The following is a 19408-nucleotide window of genomic DNA, read 5'->3' as shown; positions in this document are numbered from 1 at the left end:
GGTTCAGTTTACAGAGGTTCGGCGACGGTCAATTCCACCGTCGCGTCAGCGCCATCGCCGACGATTCGCCCCAGCGCCAGCACACGTTCGGCGTCGGGCAAATTAGCGCCGCCCTTGACGGTGATGACGGTGCCATCCCCCACTGTGATCGTGCCGCCTTGGCTACGATCGCCGGTCACGTCCGCGCTGGGCCGCCCTACGATCAGGATCCCATCGGTCGTTCGCGAGGTGTGCGTGAACCAGCGTGACGAAGCGTTTTCGTAGGTCGAAAGTAGCGTGGGCTGGCGAACGCGAGCGAGAAGTTCTTTGGCGGCCGCGCTATCGGGGGTCGCTAGCGAACCGACCTCCGCGATCATGATGTAGCCACGGGCCAATGATTTGCGAAGTTCCTGCGGATCGCCATCTTGCGATTGGATCACCTGGTCGAGCATCTGATTGGCATCAGCGATCGCTGCGGCTAGTTTGGGCGAATCCGTCGGCGCGGAAGCATCCGCTGCATCGCGAAGGGCGTTGGTTGTGGAAGCATCCGCAGCAGTGCCAGCGTCGTCGTTGCTGATGGATGTTGGCGGATCGATCGCAGCGGCGGTTTCGTCATTGCTTGGTGCAGCAGGCGTTGCTGCGGTTTCATCCGGGATACTTCGGATCTCTGGTTCCACTTCGGGGTTGATGCGTGCCTGTCCGGTCGCAGGTTCATTGCCCATGCCACCGCCAATCGGCATGTCGAACGAGTTGTCGTTGGCCATCGCTTCCACCGCCTTGGGGTCCGCAAAGCTTGTTTCTGGATCCGCCGTTGGGTTCTCGGCAAAACTGCTGTCTTGCGGATTGGGGGCGGTCGCCGGGGCATCATCGACGGCGGGGGCCGTGGCATCAGGATCGGGCATTCCTAGTTCGCCTAACACCTGTGCAGCCGACTCATCCGTTGTTGGACCGCCCGCCACATCGGGCATCGCCAGTTCACGCCCGGCGGGCGCAGTCGTTGGCGGTTCATCGGTGGCCGCGGTGTCCATCTGGTTGTTGGCCGGTGAATTGGACATCGGCATCGGCTGGGATGCACGGACGCGGGCCGTCGCCGAATTGGACGACTTCGATGGCCAGATGCCAAGGATCGATTCGCGACCAGCCAATGTCAGGATTCCGTCAGCGATCGGCAGCGCCAAGGCACCGCCCACGACGACGCCGACAGCGGTCTTCCAGGGAGCACTCTTTTTCGGTGCGCGACGGGCGGGAGTCGACACCCGCATGGGGGCCACTTCCTCGCGGTCAGAACCCCCCCACTGGTCCGCGACAGGGGCAAGGTTGTACTCGGGGTGGATGTCGTCCGAATCCGTCTCGGATGATTCTGCTTCGAACGATCCGATGTCGTGGGATGGCATCTCCCCAAACGCAACTGGATCATCCGCCCCAGGTTGATTTAGCGAGCTGGCATCGGGGTATGTTTCGACTTCATCGATCTCTAACGATTCCATTGCGTCTGGCGAAGAACTGGCCCAGGTTTCGTTTGTGACGGTTTCGTTGGGATTCGATTCCTGGCCGCTGGCCAGCCCCAGGTCATCGTCGTCGACGATCATCGGTCCAAATTCGTCATCCGAATCCGTTGGCAGGCCGCTCGCTACCACCGCAACCGCGCCGCCGACCAGGCTTTGGATCGGGGTTCCGTCCTTGGATTTGATCGCCAAGACGGGGGGCAGCGACTGGATCAGTTCCTTCATCAGAAACGTCTCGTGACACCACGGGCATTCCCCGAACGCGCCATCTGGCAATTCGGCGTTGGCCGGATCCAGTGGCATGCGAAACGGTTCTTCACAACGGGGGCAATTCGAGACTGTCATAGGAATCCTAGAGAAGGGGGACAGCGACCAATTGTAACTGACCGGATCACTAAATTCACGCGCACAACCGGATCGGATCGAGCAACTTTGGCATTTCGCCGATGCATCGCAATCGCTATTCAGCCGTGCATCACTGCCGCCCGTACAGGGGCAAAAGTTTACGTTGCAGATATCCCACCAACGCATCCGCTGAAAGCTCGGATCCCGTCGCTTGGCGGACCAATTCGCTGCCGCTGAAGCATCGTCCATGGCGATGCACATTTTGGACCAACCAGTCCAACAGCGGTGCAAATTCGCCTCGCGCGAAGGCTTCGTCCAGATCGCCCAATTCTGCGGCCGCAGCGTCGAACAATTGAGCCGACGCCAGATTGCCCAGCGTGTAGGTCGGGAAATATCCGATCAACCCGGCGCTCCAGTGGACGTCCTGCAGCACGCCGTCGGCAGCGCTGGGGGGGCGGATGCCTAGGTCACTTTCGTATCGCGAGTTCCAGGCCTCGGGCAAATCATCGATCGACAAACTGCCTTCGATCATTTGTCGTTCGAGGTCAAAGCGAATGATGATGTGAAGGTTGTACGTTGCTTCGTCGGCTTCGACCCGAATCAGGCTAGGCCGGATCGTGTTGACCGCAAAATGAAATTCGTCGATCGACACGTCGTCCAGTTGTGGTGAAAACGTGGTTTGGGTCTCGCCGTACATATGCCGCCAAAATGCATGGCTTCGGCCGACCTGATTTTCCCACAATCGTGATTGGGATTCGTGCATTCCTAACGACACGTAGGATCCCGGTGGCAAACCGAACCACTCTTCTCGCATGCCCTGTTCGTACAGACCGTGTCCGGCTTCGTGCAACGTCCCGAAAATTCCGCTGGGCAACCAATCCGATTCGAACCGAGTCAAGATTCGGATGTCGCTGGGGCCTAGCGTGGTACAGAACGGGTGCGAGGTTTCGTCCAGTCGACCACGATCAAAATCAAAACCTACCAGCGATGCGATCCGGTGGCTGAACTTTCGTTGGGCATCGATTGGAAAGTCACGCTGCAGAACGGAGTAGTCGGGTTGGCGAGGAGCGTCTTTGATCTTTGCGATCAGGTCGACCAACGGGACTCGCAAACTGTCGAACATCGTCTGCAGCGATGCCACGCTGGCGTTCGGTTCGTATTCGTCAAGCAGCGCTTCGTAAGGTGAGCGATCCGAATCGGCGGCCCAACGCTGTCCGATTTCGCGTTTTAGATCGACCACTTCGGAAAGCGAGTCGCGAAACATCGAGAAGTCGTCTGCCTTGCGAGCCGCGTCCCACATCTGTTGGCCACCGATGGTGGCTTGGGATGTACGACGAACCAGGTCGGTGGGCAGTTTGCGGTCGCGGCTCCAATCGCGATGAAGTTCCCGAACCGTGGCCGCCGAATCGCTGTGGGGATCGTCGTCGGAAAATGCTTCGACCAACTGGCATAGATCATCGCCATAAGATTCGGCGGTCCTCAGTTCGTGGACCATCCCTCGCAGCGTCGATACCTGGGTCGCCCGATAGGAACCAGCGCCGACCGGCATTCCGGTTCGCTCGTCCCATTCCAGAGTGTCGGCTGTGGTCTGCAGCACCATCGCTCGCCGCGCCTGGTCGCAGACACGGTCGAATCGTTGATCGTTTTCGTTGCTTGGTTGATGATTATTCATGCCTGGCAAGATACCGATCTTGCCGAGACTCTGCGACCAGTTGCAACTTTGGGCTAGCCGATCAACAGGCTTTCGCCAGACTCGCCTTCTTCGATTTCTCGCCGAATTTCACGCAAACCGTAGGCGCACATCTCGAACTGATCGCTCAACCGATGCAGCACGTCTGATGACGGCCGGTCTTCGCCACCTTCGATCTCGGCTGCAATCGCATACGCCCGTTTGCCCTGTTGGCAGTAGTCGATGAATTGGTCGCCGGTGCCGGCAGATTGCATCTTTCGAAGACTCTCGGGATACATCCCTGACCAGAACAGAGTGAAGTCGCCAATGTGGCGATGGACTTCACGTCGTGCCAATCCGATACGTTGCTCGGCCTCTCGAAGCATTTCGAAGACTTCGGTTGCGGGCCGGCCGTTGTTTTGGCGGACACGATGAATGTCATCGATTCGGATGAATCGCAACATCATGTCGCCAACGTAGTCGACAAGCTGGACATCGGCCACACCCAACTTCGAGTGAAAGATGCACTCGCTAAGGCCGACAAAGAAACGTTCGATCGTCGAACGTTGCGGATGGTCATTTTCGTTGTACTCAGGCTCCATCGCACACCTCCTCGCTAGTGGAATCGGAAGGGCCTGTTCACCTGAACTCTACAACTAGTAGCCGGCAACCGGCAAGTCAAGAGATATCTATCAGCACCCGCTGCTAGGGATCCGTCAAACCGGAGGGGTGAGCGGGGAGATTGCAAATTGCAAATTGAACATTTCAAAATGCAAATTTTGGGAGAGGTGGGATGGAGAGCTCGCGGCGGGCGCGGCGATTGACCGATTTGCATTGTTCACTTTGCAATTTGCAATCGTTTCGATGTTCTGCCTTGAACGCGAACTTGGCTTGGGGCACGGCGTGGGGACTTGCGTTTGATTGCCGGATCCGCGTCGCTTCGCTCCTTGATCCGGCCTACTTCACTGGGGATCTGTGAGAGGTGAGCGGGGAGATTGCAAATTGCAAATTGAACATTTCAAAATGCAAATTTGGGGAGAGGTGGGATGGAGAGCTCGCGGCGGGGATTTTCGATTGGCCGATTTGCATTGATCACTTTGCAATTTGCAATCGTTTTGATGCTCTGCCTTGAACGCGAACTTGGCTTGGGGAACGGCGTGGGGACTTGCGTTTGATTGCCGGATCCGCGTCGCTTCGCTCCTTGATCCGGCCTACTTCGCTGGGGATCTGCGAGAGGTGAGCGGGGAGATTGCAAATTGCAAATTGAACATTTCAAAATGCAAATTTGGGGAGTGGTGGGATGGAGAGCTCGCGGCGGGGATTTTCGATTGGCGATTTGCATTGATCACTTTGCAATTTGCAATCGTTTCGATGTTCTGCCTTGAACGCGAACTTGGCTTGGGGGCACGGCGTGGGGACTTGCGCTTGATTGCCGGATCCGCGTCGCTTCGCTCCTTGATCCGGCCTACTTCGCTGGGGATCTGTGAGAGGTGAGATTGCAAATTGCAAATTGAACATTTCAAAATGCAAATTTTGGGAGAGGTGGGATGGAGAGCTCGCGGCGGGGATTTTCGATTTGCGATTTGCATTGATCACTTTGCAATTTGCAATCGTTTCGATGTTCTGCCTTGAACGCGAACTTGGCTTGGGGCACGGCGTGGGGACTTGCGCTTGATTGCCGGATCCGCGTCGCTTCGCTCCTTGATCCGGCCTACTTCACTGGGGATCTGTGAGAGGTGAGCGGGGAGATTGCAAATTGCAAATTGAACATTTCAAAATGCAAATTTTGGGAGAGAGTGGGATGGAGAGCTCGCGGCGGGGATTTTCGATTGGCGATTTGCATTGATCACTTTGCAATTTGCAATCGTTTCGATGTTCTGCCTTGAACGCGAACTTGGCTTGGGGGCACGGCGTGGGGACTTGCGCTTGATTGCCGGATCCGCGTCGCTTCGCTCCTTGATCCGGCCTACTTCGCTGGGGATCCGTCAAGCCGGAGAGGTGAGCGGGGAGATTGCAAATTGCAAATTGAACATTTCAAAATGCAAATTTTGGAGAGAGTGGGATGGAGAGCTCGCGGCGGGGGGGCGATTTGCGATTTGCATTGATCACTTTGCAATTTGCAATCGTTTCGATGCTCTGCCTTGAACGCGAACTTGGCTTGGGGGCACGGCGTGGGAACTTGCGCTTGATTGCCGGATCCGCGTCGCTTCGCTCCTTGATCCGGCCTACTTCTACTTCGCCTTGCTGTTTTCGGCTTATAATTCGAGGAACAGGCGAGCTGGTTCTTCGATGACTTCTTTGATCGTTTTCAAGAAGCCGACTGCTTCGCGTCCGTCGACGATTCGGTGATCGTAGGTAAGCGCGACGTACATCATCGGACGAATCACGACCTGGCCATCGATGGCGACCGGGCGTTCTTGGATCGAGTGCAGACCAAGGATGCCACTTTGCGGTGGATTGACGATCGGGGTCGACAGCAGCGAACCGTAGATGCCGCCGTTGGAAATGGTGAACGTACCGCCCATCAAGTCTTCGGGTTGCAAGCGGTTTTCGCCCGCCTGTTTGGCGAAATCACCAATCGTGCCTTCGATGTCGGCAAAGGACATTCGTTCGACGTTGCGAAGGATAGGAACGACCAACCCTTTGCCGCCGCCGATCGCGATGCCGATGTCTTGATAGTTGCGATAGATGGCGTTGCCGTCACGGATCTCGGCGTTCACAGCTGGGAACTGTTTGAGCGCTTCGACCGCCGCTTTGGCAAAGAACGACATGAAGCCGAGTTTGACGCCATGACGTTCCGCGAATCGATCCTTGTACTGTTTTCGGATCGTCATCGTGGGGGACATGTCGATTTCGTTGAACGTGGTCAGCAACGCGGCCGTCTGCTGAGCCTCGACCAAGCGGGCTGCGATCGTTCGCCGCAGCATCGACAGCGGTTTGACTTCTTCGGTCCGGTGGGCTGGTCCGTCGGCCACCAGCGAACCGGCGGCTTGTCGTCGGGGGGCGGCAACCGCAGTTGGCGGCTTGGCCGGCGCTGCCGGTGGGGCGACCGGTGCAGGTCGACGATCGATGTGCGCCTGAATGTCTTCCTTCAAAAGTCGTCCGCCCGGACCGGTTGCCGCGACGTCGCTGGCCTTCAATCCATGTTGGTCCAACAGCCGTTGGGCCGCTGGCATCACAAAACCGCTGGATGATCCCGCGGCGGGCGACGCCGCTGGGGCCGGCGATGCCGCCGGAGCGGGGGCTGCTGCTTGCGGTGCTGCCGCTGGTGCCGTTCCACCGGCCGGCTGCGGAGCAACTCGCATGGTCGCGATCACTTCGCCGATCACCGCAAATTCTTCGGCCTGTTTTTGGATGCTTTCTAGAAAGCCTGATACAGGCGCGGGGATCTGAACCGATGCCTTTTCAGTCTCGATTTCGACAATGTCCTGTCCCGATTCGACCCATTCGCCTTCGGCTTTCAACCACTGGCCAATTTGGACTTCGCTGATGGATTCGCCAACGGTGGGGACTTCGACCTGAATCGTTTCGCTCACGAGAACCGTCTGTGGTACTGGGGGGATTGGGGGGGAGAGCCGCGAATCGGATGCGTCTTCGAATCGTAGCGTCTGTCCAAAATCTGTGTGGCCGGGCGAGTACGCTTGCCAACGCTGTGACCAAAATAACAGTTCACGCCGTCAACGCCCAGCGGAAGTGGTGCCTGCAAAGTCGCTGGGGGCAAGAATGATGCAGGCAGTCCTGATGGTTGAAAGGGCTTTGGGGGATCCATCGGTTGGGGCATTTCGCGACGATTGCAACCCCCCGGCCGCGCCGATCGAGCGGGAACTTGGCAACGGGGCTGTCGATGGCGGTGGCCGGCGATCGATGAAAAGAAATAGGTTCACCCACATCTTTTCCCCGTACCCACCGCCGCGAGCCGCCACGGTCATGTCTGATTCTCAAGGTGGAAGTCCGCTACAAGTCGCCGTCGTCGTGCTTCTGCTCGTCGGCGGAGGTTGGTATTTCTTTCGTCATTACGAGATCGCCGGGCTGGATAGCGTTTCGGTCACACCGAAAGATGGCTACGAAGACGACACGTCGTTTGTCAGCTACATCGATGCCCCGGTCACGATCGACGCCAACCGATCGGTCCCGACCAGCGAATATTCGGTCGCCGCGAATCCGATCGCACTGACTTCGCGTGCATCGTCGCCCTTGGGCGCTCAGGCGATTTCGGTGGATGGTCTCGGGGACTTTTCGGCCCCGCAGACTTCATTGCCGACGGCACAAACGGCCTCGGTCACTGCCCGGCGGCGAACCTATCGCAGCATCAAAGTCGCATCGTGGGCGATGGACGGGTTCGGCCCCACCAAACTCAGCAATCTGGCGGTGCGAAAACATGTCAGCGCCGTTGTGCGGCAATTTGACGTGATCGCGCTGCAACAGATCGCTTCGATCGAACGCGACCTTGTCCCGCGACTGGTTGAAATCATCAACGGCGGCCAGGTTGCCGGGTACCAGAATCGATACGACTATGTGTTGGGTGAATCGTCGGGACCGACCGGCCGTCAGGAACAGTTGGCGTACATTTTTGATACGACCAAGGTGTTGGTCGATCGCCGCCAGGCCTACACCGTCGAAGACCCACAGCAACAGATGACCTATGACCCGTTGGTGGCTTCGTTCCGCGCCGCCAAGCCGGATTCGCAAACGGCATGGACCTTCACGCTTGTGAATTTGCGGATCGACTTGGCCCGAGCCCCGGCCGAGGTTGCTCTGCTGCCGCAGGTGCTAGAATCGGTTCGAGCCGACGGGCGAGGCGAGGATGATGTGCTGCTGTTGGGGCTGTTCCAGGCTGACGACGCGTACTTGATCCCGACCATGGGCGGCGGTCCGATCCGAGCGGCAGTGCAAGGGCGTGCGACCGATATCTTTGGCCGCTACCACACCAGCAATCTGTTGATCGATACGGTTTCGACCAGCGAGTTTCTGGGCCGATCAGGCGTTTACGACTATCCCCGTGCCCTGGACCTGAACCCGATCGAAGCCGAGGCCGTGACCAGCCACCTGCCGGTATTCGCCGACTTCACCGCCCACGAAGGTGGCAAGCTCTAACACCGTTTCCCCATTCACGCTAATCTATCGGGTTCGACGAGCGGGTGGGGCGATCGCTGGCGATACGAGTTGTCGCTGGAGGAAAGTCCGGGCTCCGCAGGACAGGATGGTCGATAACGTCGACCGGCCGCGAGGTTAGGGAAAGTGCAGCAGAGAATAGACCGCCGAACGGCATGTTGGTCACCTCGGTGGCTGATCATGTGCGTGGTAAGGGTGAAACGGTGCGGTAAGAGCGCACCAGCGACCGAGGTGACTCGGTCGGCTTGGTAAACCCCATCCGGAGCTAGACCAAACAGAACGAAGCAGTGGTCGGTGGCTTGCCACCCGCCATTCACGTGGCGGTCCGTCACGTCCCTACGTTCGGGTAGGTCGCAGTAGAGGCGGCGAGCAATCGTCGTGCACAGATAAATGATCGTCGTTGTCGTGCGTCGCCCTCGGGTGGCGTCGACTTCACAGAACCCGGCTTACAAACCCGCTCGTCGTTTTTGGGTTTCTCCCATCGTTCCCGGCACCGAAGGTTCAACTAACGTTCCGTTCCGGTTCTTTGGGGGCCGATATCGGTCATTGCCAGTTCCTAGCGAACAATTCAAAACGGACTATAGGAGGAAGCGGGTTCGTAGTTGACAATGGTAGAAATCCAAAAACTGCTTCCCCAACGAGTTCGCCGTGTTGCCTCTTTCACCGATGGGCCAGCAAATCGCCCAAACGCTTGCCCAACGCCACGGCTTTTCAGTCGATGCAGTCGCCCACATGTTGACGGCGGTTTACAACGGCAACGGCAGCATGGCTCAGTTCTCGCATCCGGAATTTGGTGGCTCTGGCCAGTGGATGGCCGGTGGGATGATGATGATTGGCGACATGTTCAATCAGAATCTGAAGTTCCGCGTCGCCTCGCTATGCGACGACTGTGCCCGGTCCATTTCTGAAAACCAGAACGGTTCGCAAAGCGGTGTCTTTCAGTCGCAAAGCCAAAGCAGTGGCTCGGACTACCAAGACCAAAACGCCGGCGGCAGCGGAGGCCAGAACAGTCTGTTCGCGCCCGATCCGCGTCGCAACTGGTGGCCCCAAGAACTCGGTTCGCCTTCCGCCAGCGGTTCGCAAAACCAAACGCGATACGCCTACTTTGCCAACGCACACCGATTGGCCGTCGCTACCGGCGACGATGTTTGGGTGTACGACACGCTGCAGCACAACATCGGCGGGTTCAGCCAACAACAGTCCGGCGATGGATCGATCACCTTCACCAGTCAGTTCGGGACCGTGTCGCTGGGGTCATTGCCCGTGGTCAGCCGCAACGGGGTTGCCGTGCCAGCTCCATCTGCGCCAAACCCGGAACCTGTCCAGGCACCTTTGCCCAGCCAGCAAATCACCCCTGCAGTCAATCAGCCCAGTGCAAATGACAATCAAGGTCAGTCCTCGCCCTCGCCGTCGTCGGCTCAGCCGGACGTGTTCGATACGATCGACCGCTTGGGTGGCTTGCTAGAAAAGGGCTACATCACCCAGCAAGAGTTCGACCAGAAAAAATCGGATCTGCTGGGACGTATCTAAAACGTGCCGCAGCGCCGGTCCCCATTTCGTCCACGGTTTGTCGATTGAGTGATCTGTGATCTGTGATCGCGTGAGCGGCCGGGAATCCGCCGAATGCCCGTGGCCTCACGGCCAGCGGCTCACCATTGCCGTTGAAAGGATCACCGAAAGTCTTGGCGACTTTCGCTACGAAATGTTTTCAATTGAGCGGGCCGTGATCGCGTGAGCGGCCGGGTATCCGCCGAATGCCCGTGGCCTCACGGCCAACGGCTCACCATTGCTGTTGCAAGTTCGACTCAATCGCCAAACCGTTAACGGTTTGGCGCTACGACGTTTGCCCGAACGTCCCGCTGATATGGAACACGAGGGGGAGGGGCTCACCATATCGCCAGCAATGCTATCGGGGGACAGGGCTGTATCTGGGACACAGCAGCGGCGGTGCGAAAACGGTTAGGATGATGGGCAATGCGTTGTGACGACGCAGCGACCGCCTTTCTTCGTACCCGTGGGCAATCGATGAACCGTTCCCTTTGCTTCCTGATTCTGTTGGCACTCGCGGCCCAGCACTGCGTTTGCTGTTCACCCGATGCCGCGGCTGCCGATCCCGATCTGACCAAACCGAACATCATCGTGATCTACACGGATGATCAAGGTTACGGTGACGTCGCCGCACTGAACCCCGATGCGAAGTTTCCAACGCCGAACTTTGATCGCCTGGCCCGCGAAGGTGTCTCTTTCACTCATGGGCACAGCGCCGCCGCGGTCTGTACGCCGTCCCGCTACGGATTGTTGACCGGCCGCTACCCTTGGCGAACAAAGCTGAAACAAAGTGTCATGGGGGCCGAAGGCGACTGTCTGATTGCCGACGGTCGGATGACGTTGGCATCTCTGCTAAAAGAAAATGGTTACCACACGGCGATGGTGGGCAAATGGCACTTGGGAATGGACTTTCCCGGCACACCATCGGATCGGGACTGGTCGCAGCCCGTCCGCGACATGCCGCTGGATAAAGGATTCGACCACTTCTATGGCGTGCCCGCTTCGCTGAACTATGGGATTCTGGCGTGGTTCGAAGGCCGCCACGCTGCTGTTCCGCCGACGCTGTTCACCAACAAGAAACCGAACGCGCGGATGTCGGACTACCGCATCATGCCGCCCTACGATCGGACGCCACAAGAAACCAAGGCTGCTTTGAAACGGGATGGGTTCGAGGTCGCGCCGGACTTTGTCGACAGCCAATGCCTGACTCGGTTTACCGACAAAGCGATCGAGTGGATGGACGGCAAGTCGGCGGATGCCAAGCAGGGGAAGCCTTTCTTTCTGTACCTGCCCTACACCTCGCCTCACTACCCGGTTTGTCCGCTGCCCGAGTTCCAAGGGATGGGTGACTGTGGTGCCTATGGCGAGTTTGTGATCGAGACGGATCATCATGTCGGACGAGTTTTGGATTTCCTAAAGGACCAGGGATTAGAAGAAAACACGCTGGTCGTTTTCACCAGTGACAATGGTCCCGAAAACCATTGGAAGAACAGTCTTCGCAAGTACAGCCATGACAGTCGCGGTGGTTTTCGGCAAGGGAAACGGTCGGTGTACGAAGGCGGCCACCGAGTGCCATTCATGGTGCGCTGGCCTGCGGGCATCGCCAAGCCGTCACGATCCTGGGAACGCCCCGTCGGGCAGGTGGATCTGTTGGCGACTGTGGCCGAGATCATCGGCGTACAGCTGCCGGACGACGCTGGCGAAGATAGCCAAAGCTTTGCATCGATCCTGCGAAATCCCCAAGCCACCCACCAACGACTGCCGCTGATCAATAACGGATCCGGTACCGGCGGCTTCCGATACTCGATCACCGACCAAGATTGGAAACTGATCCTTCCCACCCCGAAAGCAAAGCCGGAACTGTACAACTTGACGACCGACCCATCGGAAAAGTCCAACGTTGCGGACCAGAATCCGAAGCTCGTCCAGTCGCTGACCAAGCAGATCAATCGAATCATCGCCGCAGGTCGGACCACCGCCGGTGCGCCGCAGCCCAATGACACGGGATACTGGAACGACTTGGGATGGATGTCCCAACAACAGTACCAAGAACTCGGTCCGGCACCCGGCCAAGAATAAGCCCACGTCGTTCGCTGGGACCAAACCACTCGCTTGCTTTCCACCAGGGTTGTTCGATGACACGCTGCTTTGTGATGCTTTGGATCGCTGCTTGCCTGACTTGGACTGAGGCGTGTCCTTGCCAGGCTGACGACCCCGTGCGAAAGCCGAATATCCTGTGGATCGTTGGCGAAAATTTTGACCTCGACTTTGGATGCTACGGTGCTGCCAACGTCGCCACGCCGAATGTTGATCGGCTAGCCGACGAAGGAATTCGGTACACGAACGTCTTTTCGACTTCACCGGTTTGTGCACCTAGTCGGTCGGCGTTCATGACGGGCATGTATCAGACGACCACAGATACCCATCACATGCGGTCGCACCGTGACGATGGGTTTCGGTTGCCCGAAGGCGTCAGGCCAATCACGCATCGTCTGCAAGATGCCGGTTATTTCACGGCCAACATCAGGACGGTCGGTGATGCGACGGTGGGTGACGCGACTGTCGGTACGGGCAAACTCGATTTGAACTTCACTCGCGAAGGTGATCTGTACGATTCCGACGATTGGTCCAAGCTAAAGGATCATCAGCCGTTCTTTGCCCAGATCAATATGCCGGAGGCAGAGTACGACATCTACGATCGCAAATCAGCCGAAAAGGATCGCGTCCGCTGGGTCGGGGAAGAATGGCATCCGCAGATTGCGACGCCGCAGAACGTTTCGCTGCCTCCGTATTACCCCGACCATCCCATCGCGCGATCCGAGTGGGCGCGTTATTTGAATTCGGTATCGGGCACGGACGTTCGGATTGGCAACATCCTGAAACAACTGGATGCGGACGGTCTGACCGAAGACACGGTGATCGTGTTCTTTGCCGACAATGGCCGCTTGGAAGCACGTGGAATCCACTGGTGCTGGGACTCGGGGCTGCACGTTCCCATGGTGATCCGATGGCCAGCGAATCACCAGGCTCCGCCACAGTATGCGGCGGGGAAAGTCAGTGATGAACTGGTCAGCCTGATCGATTTGACTGCATCCACCTTGACGATGGCGGGAATCGAGCCGCCGGTCGTGATGCAAGGACGCAGCTTTTGGGGGACGCCGCAAACGCCACCGCGAAGGTTTGTTTTCAGCGCTCGTGACCGGATCGACGAAACGGAGATCCGATTGCGTAGCGTTCGTGGCAAACGTTTTCACTACATTCGCAACTTCACGCCCGGTGCCGGGTTTTCGACACTGAACCGATACAAGGAAAAGTGTTTCTTGGTGAAGCCGCTGATGCGACAACTGTTGGCCCAGGGGAAATTGACCGGGCCGCCAGCGGAGTTGATGCAACCCTTTCCCGATGAAATGCTTTACGACACCGAGGCTGACCCCTTCGAAATCAACAACCTGGCCGATTCGAGCGACCCGCAGCACCAGTCGCAATTGCAACAAATGCGATCTGCCTTGGATACTTGGATGGCAGAAACCCACGATCGTGGCGCGATCCCCGAAGCACGTTCCATCGTCGAACCGTTCACCCAGGAAATGCACGATTGGTTCGGCACGCCCGCTTGGTATTCTCCCGAATAACCGTCGTCTGGTCAGCATCCTGTGGCAACGCGATTCCGCCAAATCGAACGGGCCCATCGGCTGTTTCGTTTGCATGAACCCGTTTGTCTGGATCCAACGTCCGTACGGCGATCTGTGAATCGCCGTGTCGTTTCGCCTTGGATAGGCTGCAGCGGACGCTAAGTCGCTGCTGGGCCGTCGGGCAATCGGCCTAGCATGCGGTCCAACGAATCGGATGTCTGATAGATCAACGCTTCCGGGTAGTGCGGGTACGGATGGAAGTACTCGAAGGTCACAAAACCGTCGTAGTGAATCTTGTCCAGTTCCTCCATCACGGCCGGCCAGTTGGTGGTCCCGTCCAACAGGGGGCGGAACGTTTCCAGCGAGTAGTCGGTGCCTTTCTTGGTGAACTCTTTGAAGTGAACGTTCTGGATTCGGTCACCCATGATCGGGATCCAATGCTCGGCAAATTGGAACATCGAAATGTTGCCGGTGTCATAGTGAACTTGGATCGCTTCGCTGCCGAAGCCGTCGACGAACTGATTCATTTCCATCGGAGTCATCAAGAACCCGTTGAAGAAGATGTTCTCCATGTTCAACGACACGCCGGACTTTTCTGCCTTGCGCACCATGCCTCCGATCGCATCCTTGGCCCGTCGCAAACAAACATCGTTAGGGACAGGTTCGTGATCGTCTCGCCACGGGATGTGAACCGCACCGGGAACGACCAGCAAATTCTGCACTCCCATCTGATTGGCGGCGTCGGCCATCATGCCGGCGAGTTCAATGCCGCGATTTCGCTTGGCGGGGTCATTGCTGGACAGCGGGTAGGGCCAGAATAGAAAACTGCACAGGCCGCTAATTTCGATACCGATCTCGTCCGCCATGTGCCGAATGGCAGCGAGCTGTTTGTTGGACGCCTTCGGCGACAGGTCGTTGTCCAGGTCGTAGTTCAATTCGATGCCATCGAATCCTGCTCGCTTGGCCAGCTGCATGCATTCACGCAGGTTCATGCGATCGGGGTAGGGGAACGCCCACTGATTGATGGATTTGCGAAACGAATACTTCTTTTTCGATTGTCGCCGCTCGTCCGCGGCTGCATTGCCATCGGGTGGATTTCCCGTGCTGGATGCGGATCCGTCTGCGGCGATCGCGGCACCGGCGGCGCCTGCAACCGCCAACCCGCTTAGCAGGGCGTCGCGCCGTGACACGCCTCGGTTCTGCGCAAAAGGTCCTGTCGACATGGGGGGGCTCCGTTTGGGGTGGGGACTTGGTTTCAGGACGCAACATGATCGGCGGCCCGCCTCGATTTGTATCGCCCCTATTGTTATCACGGATGAGTCGCACGTGGGGGCAATCGGCCCGTTGGATCCCAATAAACTGAAAGTCGGATTGACGGTCCGATCAGCTGCGCGCGGCCGTCGCTTTCGACGGCACCGGCAGTTGCGCCTTGTGCGCCGGGAAAGTGCGGAAATCTAATTCGTCGCGGTTTTTGCGGAACCAGGATGCCACCAGTGACAGGGTATGCGGAAACGCCCCGTGACCACGATCCAAGCGGCTGGTGGATACTGCCGCCCAGTGTTTCAACTTTTCCGACAACTGGGCATACTCGCTAGCGTTTCGTGGGGCCGCGACGGCGTCCGCGATTTCGCCACAGTGGATCAGGTACCACGTTCCGCAACCATCGTGGCCGGGGACGGCATAGATGAACGTGTAGCGGCGGCGCGCCTGGTTCAACATTTTTAGTTTGCGATCGATGTACTTCAGCGATTTGACCATCAACAACGACCTCGCCGCTAATTCGTATTGCTGATTCGCGGACGCGGTTTTCATTTGCAGTTCGATCGCGTCCAGCGGTTCGTGATTGAAGCCGTCCAAGAAACTTTCGGCCGCGTGAACCCGTTCGTCGTAGGCCAGGCGAGAGCATGCCGCTGCGCAAGGCCCTAGGCAGCTACCGACTTCCAACCGCAGGCAACCGGGACGGTATTCCAAGTCAAATAGCTGCAACTGGTCGGCAAATCGGAATACCTGTTTCGATCCACAATCGCGAAGCTGGAACACTTTGTTCAGCGTATCGACCGCGGTCTTCATTCGGCCGGCGCCAAAAAAAGGACCCTCGACGGCGACCATATCGCCATCGCGTTTCGATTCGGGCGGCTTGGCTGATGTGAAGAACATTGCCGGGTTTTTCCCGAGGCATAGATAGACGGGACGTTGCCGTTTGGGGACGCCTTGGACGTTCCACCTTGGGGTGAACCGCCGAATCAGTTGCTGTTCGCGCACGAGCGCTGCGAATTCGCTTGGCTGCGTTTCCCACTGGATCGCGCGAGCCGCCTCGATGATCCGCCCGCCTTTCTCTTTGGAGTTCGATGCCGCGAAATAGCTAAGCAGCCTAGACCGCAGCGATTTGCTTTTGCCGACATAGATCAGTTGCCCTTTCCGATCCAGCATCCCGTACACACCCGGCACTCGCGGACAGGACTGAATCACACGCCGCTTCAACTCGATCGTCGAAACGTCTCCCACCGCGTCGATGGGGCGAGTCGGGTGCGGGCTTAACGGGTCGGGCCCGAAGCCAAAGATCGGCTGTTCGCCAAAGAGTGCATCCATGCTGCGTTGTCCGCTTGGTCCTTAGCTGCCTTGGGTGCTGTTTCCCTGGTCGACAATCGCGTCGATCTTGGCAGCAATGATGAAGTCGTTCTCGCTGAGGCCGCCGATCGCATGCGTGGTAAGGTCGATGCGAAGGTGGCGATACCCGGTTAGGTGCAGGTCGGGATGATGTTGCTCGGTCTCGGCAATCTCCGCGACCTGTTGGATCAGTTTCACCGCTTTGACAAAGTTGCCCGTGTTGAACTGACGCGAAATCATTTTACCGGACTCGTCCAGAGTCCACTGCGGCGTGGCTGCCAAATGATCGGCGGCCTGCTGCGGTCCAATCATGGGAACCCCACCTTCGCAGGGGACACACTGTGCCCGTCGCAATGAATCGCTGGTTGGAACAGTCATCCGAATCTCGTTTCTTGCGACGTGGGCGATTGGGTTGAATCCATTCTGCACTTCTTGAACATGAAGAATGGAAGTTCGAGTTTCAGTTCGATTTTCGCACGCAAAGACAGTTCAGAAATTCGAACTCGAACTATCTTCCCCCCCTCTCTCTTACTCTCTGCCCCGCAAACCGCTGCGCGGCGGGGGCGAGAGGACTGATAATGCGACACTTATTGATCGCTCGATGCTAATTTCAGGAAAACGATCGAATTAGCAGGCCCCTATCGCCAAAACGGCTCATCAAAGCGGCGTTTTCCCGCTACTTGCCGATACTGTCGGCCAGGTCGCCAGCGTTGTAAATCGATCGCAGTGATTCCAGGATGCCGACGCCCGACACGCTGACGGCACGACCCTGTACATCGCTGTAGATATAGTCGCTGGTCAGGCTTTGAATGTTCCCATCAAAGATCAGCCCGACAAGTTCACCTTTGCGATTGACGACGGGCGAACCACTGTTTCCGCCGATGATATCGGCAGTGCAGACGAAGTTCAGTTGGGTGTCCATCTTCACGCGATCCTTGGCCTTCATCCACGACGCAGGCAAGTCAAAATCGGTCTGCCCCGCATGCTGTTCGGCGTGCTGGTAAGCACCGGCAAAGGTCGTGAAGGGTTGGACCTGTTTGCCGTCCTGTTCGTATCCCTTGACGGTTCCGAAAGCCAAACGCAATGTAAACGTCGCGTCGGGGTAACCACCGGTGCCTTCGATCGCTGTCGTTGCGCGAGTGATCTTGGCATAGGCTTGACGTTCGCGTTCTTCGATTTCTTCGTTCTGCTTGCGAATACGCCGGTACTCGTCTTCTGTCTTTCGTGCCAACTGGATCATCGGATCGTCGCTGGCTAGGACTTGGTTGATCCCGCCTTCGATCAATTCTTCTCGCTTGGCGACTTCGAACAGACTGGTTCCGCCGACCAGCTCCGCTGCCCGTTCGCTCGGTCCCTTGCCGCTTAGAATTTCGACGACCAGACGGTCGTTGGCACCACGGTTTTCGATCATGCGTGAAAGTTCGTCGGCTAATTTGGCTTGTTCCAAGTCCGCATAAATTGGCGCCGTGCTCAGCAATTCCTGCAGCAACGAATCTCGCGACGAATCGGTGAAACCACGCAGACGCTCTTCGTTGGGTTTCTTGTCTTCGGCTGCCAACAATGTGATTTGCTGGGCCAAGTCAAACAGGGTGCTGCGCAGTGAAACGGTCTGCGATAGCATCTCGCGTTTCTCGTCTTGGATCGCTGCGACGTCGTCCCAAGCCGACAACAGTTCTTTCAGTTCGGCCCGTTGGCCAACGGTGTGTTGCAGCCGATCTTCGCGGCCGCGTTTGGTCGCCATCGTCGCTGGGTTTTGCAAACCCGCCAGCATTCCGGTGTAGGCCTTTCGAGCGTTCTGGATGCCGAACAGTTCGTCGCGGGCACGACGGGTTTCTTCCTTGCCTTCCAGACCGAATTGCTGCATCAAGATTTCCTTGCGACGCAGGTAGTCCAACACATACGGGATCCGATCGTCACGCAGAAATTCAAGAGCTGCGACGGTGAAAATTCGCTGTGTGCGTCCGGGGTTCCCGCTGACGAATACCAGTTCGTCTTCTTTCAGCGGCTCGCGATCCCATTTTAGATAGTGTTCCAGTTTGGCCGGTTTACCGTCCTCGTAGACTCGCATGATGGTCGCGTCGACGTTGTATCGAGGATATTCGAAGTTGTCAGCATCGCCACCAAAGAACGCAGCCGCAGTTTCAGGAGCCCAAACCAAGCGGACATCGGTGAATTTCTTGTATCGATACAGGTGGTAGCGGGCGCCGCCGAACAGCGTGATCACGTCGCTGCGAAGTCCAGTCGCCTCGGTCGATTCGCTTTCGATCTTGGCGATCACGGCGCGACGCTGTCCTGCGGAATCTTCGGCCGATGCGTCGGATTCTACGGCACCATTGACTCGGTCCGTTACGTCTTCGATGGACACCAATTGGTTCAGTTCCAAGTCCGGCGTCTGGAGTTCTTCGTCAAGCGAATGGGCCAAGAATCCATCGTCGATCAGGTTGCGGTCTGCAGAACTGAGTTTGTGCAGCGTGTCGCTCGCTACATGGTGATTGGTCAGCACCAACCCATCCGAAGAGATGAAGGATCCGCTTCCGCCGCTGTTGAAGCGAACCGAGCTGAGCCGCAGATGGTCCGCCCACTGCTCGGTGGGCTCGAAATCATGCCGCGATTTCAGGGTTTCCGTTGGCAGTTCGTTGAACAGGAACATGCCTTCGTCACCGAGAACGCATGGCGATGAAAGCGCGAGTGCGACGTTGAACATAAGCAAAGCGGCTAGATTGCGTGTCATGGGAAAACTAGTCATGTGGGACATCGGTGGCGATCGAGTTGGTGGGCGATGGCCGGGGCGACCAGACGCCTGAGTTCGTGATAGCTCGGTTCGTATTTTGACGGCGGCCGGGCGCCCTGCCAATCCTGTGGAAAGCCAATGTTTGGCAGGATAGGCAAGATGGCGTGCGTTTTCAGCCCCCTGTGGGCCTGTTTCGGCGCATGAATTGAACTGTACCAGCCCAAGCAAACCGTCAATCGCTAGCAATTCAGGGGATAGCGATCGGGCAACTTCGCTCTTT

Annotated in this window: 12 protein-coding genes and 1 other RNA gene; 5 read left to right on the top strand and 8 right to left on the bottom strand. The window is 57.6% G+C overall.

The window, feature by feature from the left end:
* Nucleotides 1–8 precede the first annotated feature (8 nt).
* From K227x_RS20025 to odhB, 4 genes are all read right to left on the bottom strand, one after another.
* A complete protein-coding gene (locus K227x_RS20025; RefSeq protein WP_145172293.1) occupies nucleotides 9–1829 on the bottom strand; it encodes a hypothetical protein in 1821 nt (606 codons plus the stop codon).
* A 130-nt stretch (nucleotides 1830–1959) separates the two neighbouring features.
* Nucleotides 1960–3501, bottom strand: a complete 1542-nt coding sequence (locus K227x_RS20020; RefSeq protein ID WP_145172291.1) for a carboxypeptidase M32 — start codon at nucleotides 3499–3501, stop codon at nucleotides 1960–1962.
* Nucleotides 3502–3554: 53 nt separating this feature from the next.
* Nucleotides 3555–4100 carry a hypothetical protein gene (locus K227x_RS20015; protein ID WP_145172288.1) on the bottom strand — a complete coding sequence of 182 codons (546 nt, stop codon included), beginning with the start codon at nucleotides 4098–4100 and terminating at the stop codon, nucleotides 3555–3557.
* Between the two features lie 1653 nt (nucleotides 4101–5753).
* Nucleotides 5754–7034 carry a 2-oxoglutarate dehydrogenase complex dihydrolipoyllysine-residue succinyltransferase gene (gene odhB, locus K227x_RS20010; RefSeq protein WP_145172286.1) on the bottom strand — a complete coding sequence of 427 codons (1281 nt, stop codon included), beginning with the start codon at nucleotides 7032–7034 and terminating at the stop codon, nucleotides 5754–5756.
* A 391-nt stretch (nucleotides 7035–7425) separates the two neighbouring features.
* Here odhB and K227x_RS20005 point away from each other — a divergent pair, with 391 nt between their 5' ends.
* The 5 genes from K227x_RS20005 (at nucleotide 7426) to K227x_RS19985 (ending at nucleotide 13790) form a co-directional block, all read left to right on the top strand.
* Entirely contained in the window at nucleotides 7426–8592 is a 1167-nt protein-coding gene (locus K227x_RS20005; RefSeq protein ID WP_145172283.1) for an exonuclease/endonuclease/phosphatase family protein, read from the top strand.
* Between the two features lie 37 nt (nucleotides 8593–8629).
* Nucleotides 8630–9075, top strand: an RNA gene (rnpB, locus tag K227x_RS20000) — RNase P RNA component class A.
* Between the two features lie 201 nt (nucleotides 9076–9276).
* Nucleotides 9277–10140 carry an SHOCT domain-containing protein gene (locus K227x_RS19995; protein ID WP_145178170.1) on the top strand — a complete coding sequence of 288 codons (864 nt, stop codon included), beginning with the start codon at nucleotides 9277–9279 and terminating at the stop codon, nucleotides 10138–10140.
* A 495-nt stretch (nucleotides 10141–10635) separates the two neighbouring features.
* Nucleotides 10636–12237 (top strand): sulfatase family protein, encoded by a 1602-nt coding sequence (locus tag K227x_RS19990; protein ID WP_145178168.1) that lies wholly within the window; start codon nucleotides 10636–10638, stop codon nucleotides 12235–12237.
* Nucleotides 12238–12293: 56 nt separating this feature from the next.
* Complete coding sequence (locus tag K227x_RS19985; RefSeq protein ID WP_218933396.1) at nucleotides 12294–13790, top strand: sulfatase family protein; 1497 nt, start codon at nucleotides 12294–12296, stop codon at nucleotides 13788–13790.
* Nucleotides 13791–13948: 158 nt separating this feature from the next.
* Here the strand turns inward: K227x_RS19985 and K227x_RS19980 are convergent, their stop codons facing one another.
* From K227x_RS19980 to K227x_RS19965, 4 genes are all read right to left on the bottom strand, one after another.
* The gene (locus K227x_RS19980) at nucleotides 13949–15013 is read right to left on the bottom strand and encodes a sugar phosphate isomerase/epimerase family protein (RefSeq protein WP_145172279.1); all 1065 of its coding nucleotides are present in this window, start codon (nucleotides 15011–15013) and stop codon (nucleotides 13949–13951) included.
* 160 nt (nucleotides 15014–15173) lie between these two features.
* A complete protein-coding gene (locus K227x_RS19975; RefSeq protein WP_145172278.1) occupies nucleotides 15174–16379 on the bottom strand; it encodes a GIY-YIG nuclease family protein in 1206 nt (401 codons plus the stop codon).
* A gap of 21 nt (nucleotides 16380–16400) precedes the next feature.
* Nucleotides 16401–16775, bottom strand: a complete 375-nt coding sequence (locus K227x_RS19970; RefSeq protein ID WP_145172276.1) for a 4a-hydroxytetrahydrobiopterin dehydratase — start codon at nucleotides 16773–16775, stop codon at nucleotides 16401–16403.
* A gap of 298 nt (nucleotides 16776–17073) precedes the next feature.
* A complete protein-coding gene (locus K227x_RS19965) occupies nucleotides 17074–19128 on the bottom strand; it encodes a S46 family peptidase (protein WP_145178166.1) in 2055 nt (684 codons plus the stop codon).
* Nucleotides 19129–19408: the final 280 nt, after the last annotated feature.

Source organism: Rubripirellula lacrimiformis, assembly GCF_007741535.1.
Lineage (GTDB): Bacteria > Planctomycetota > Planctomycetia > Pirellulales > Pirellulaceae > Rubripirellula > Rubripirellula lacrimiformis.
The sequence above is the reverse complement of the archived record's forward strand: the minus strand, read 5'-3'. Positions and strand labels throughout refer to the sequence as shown.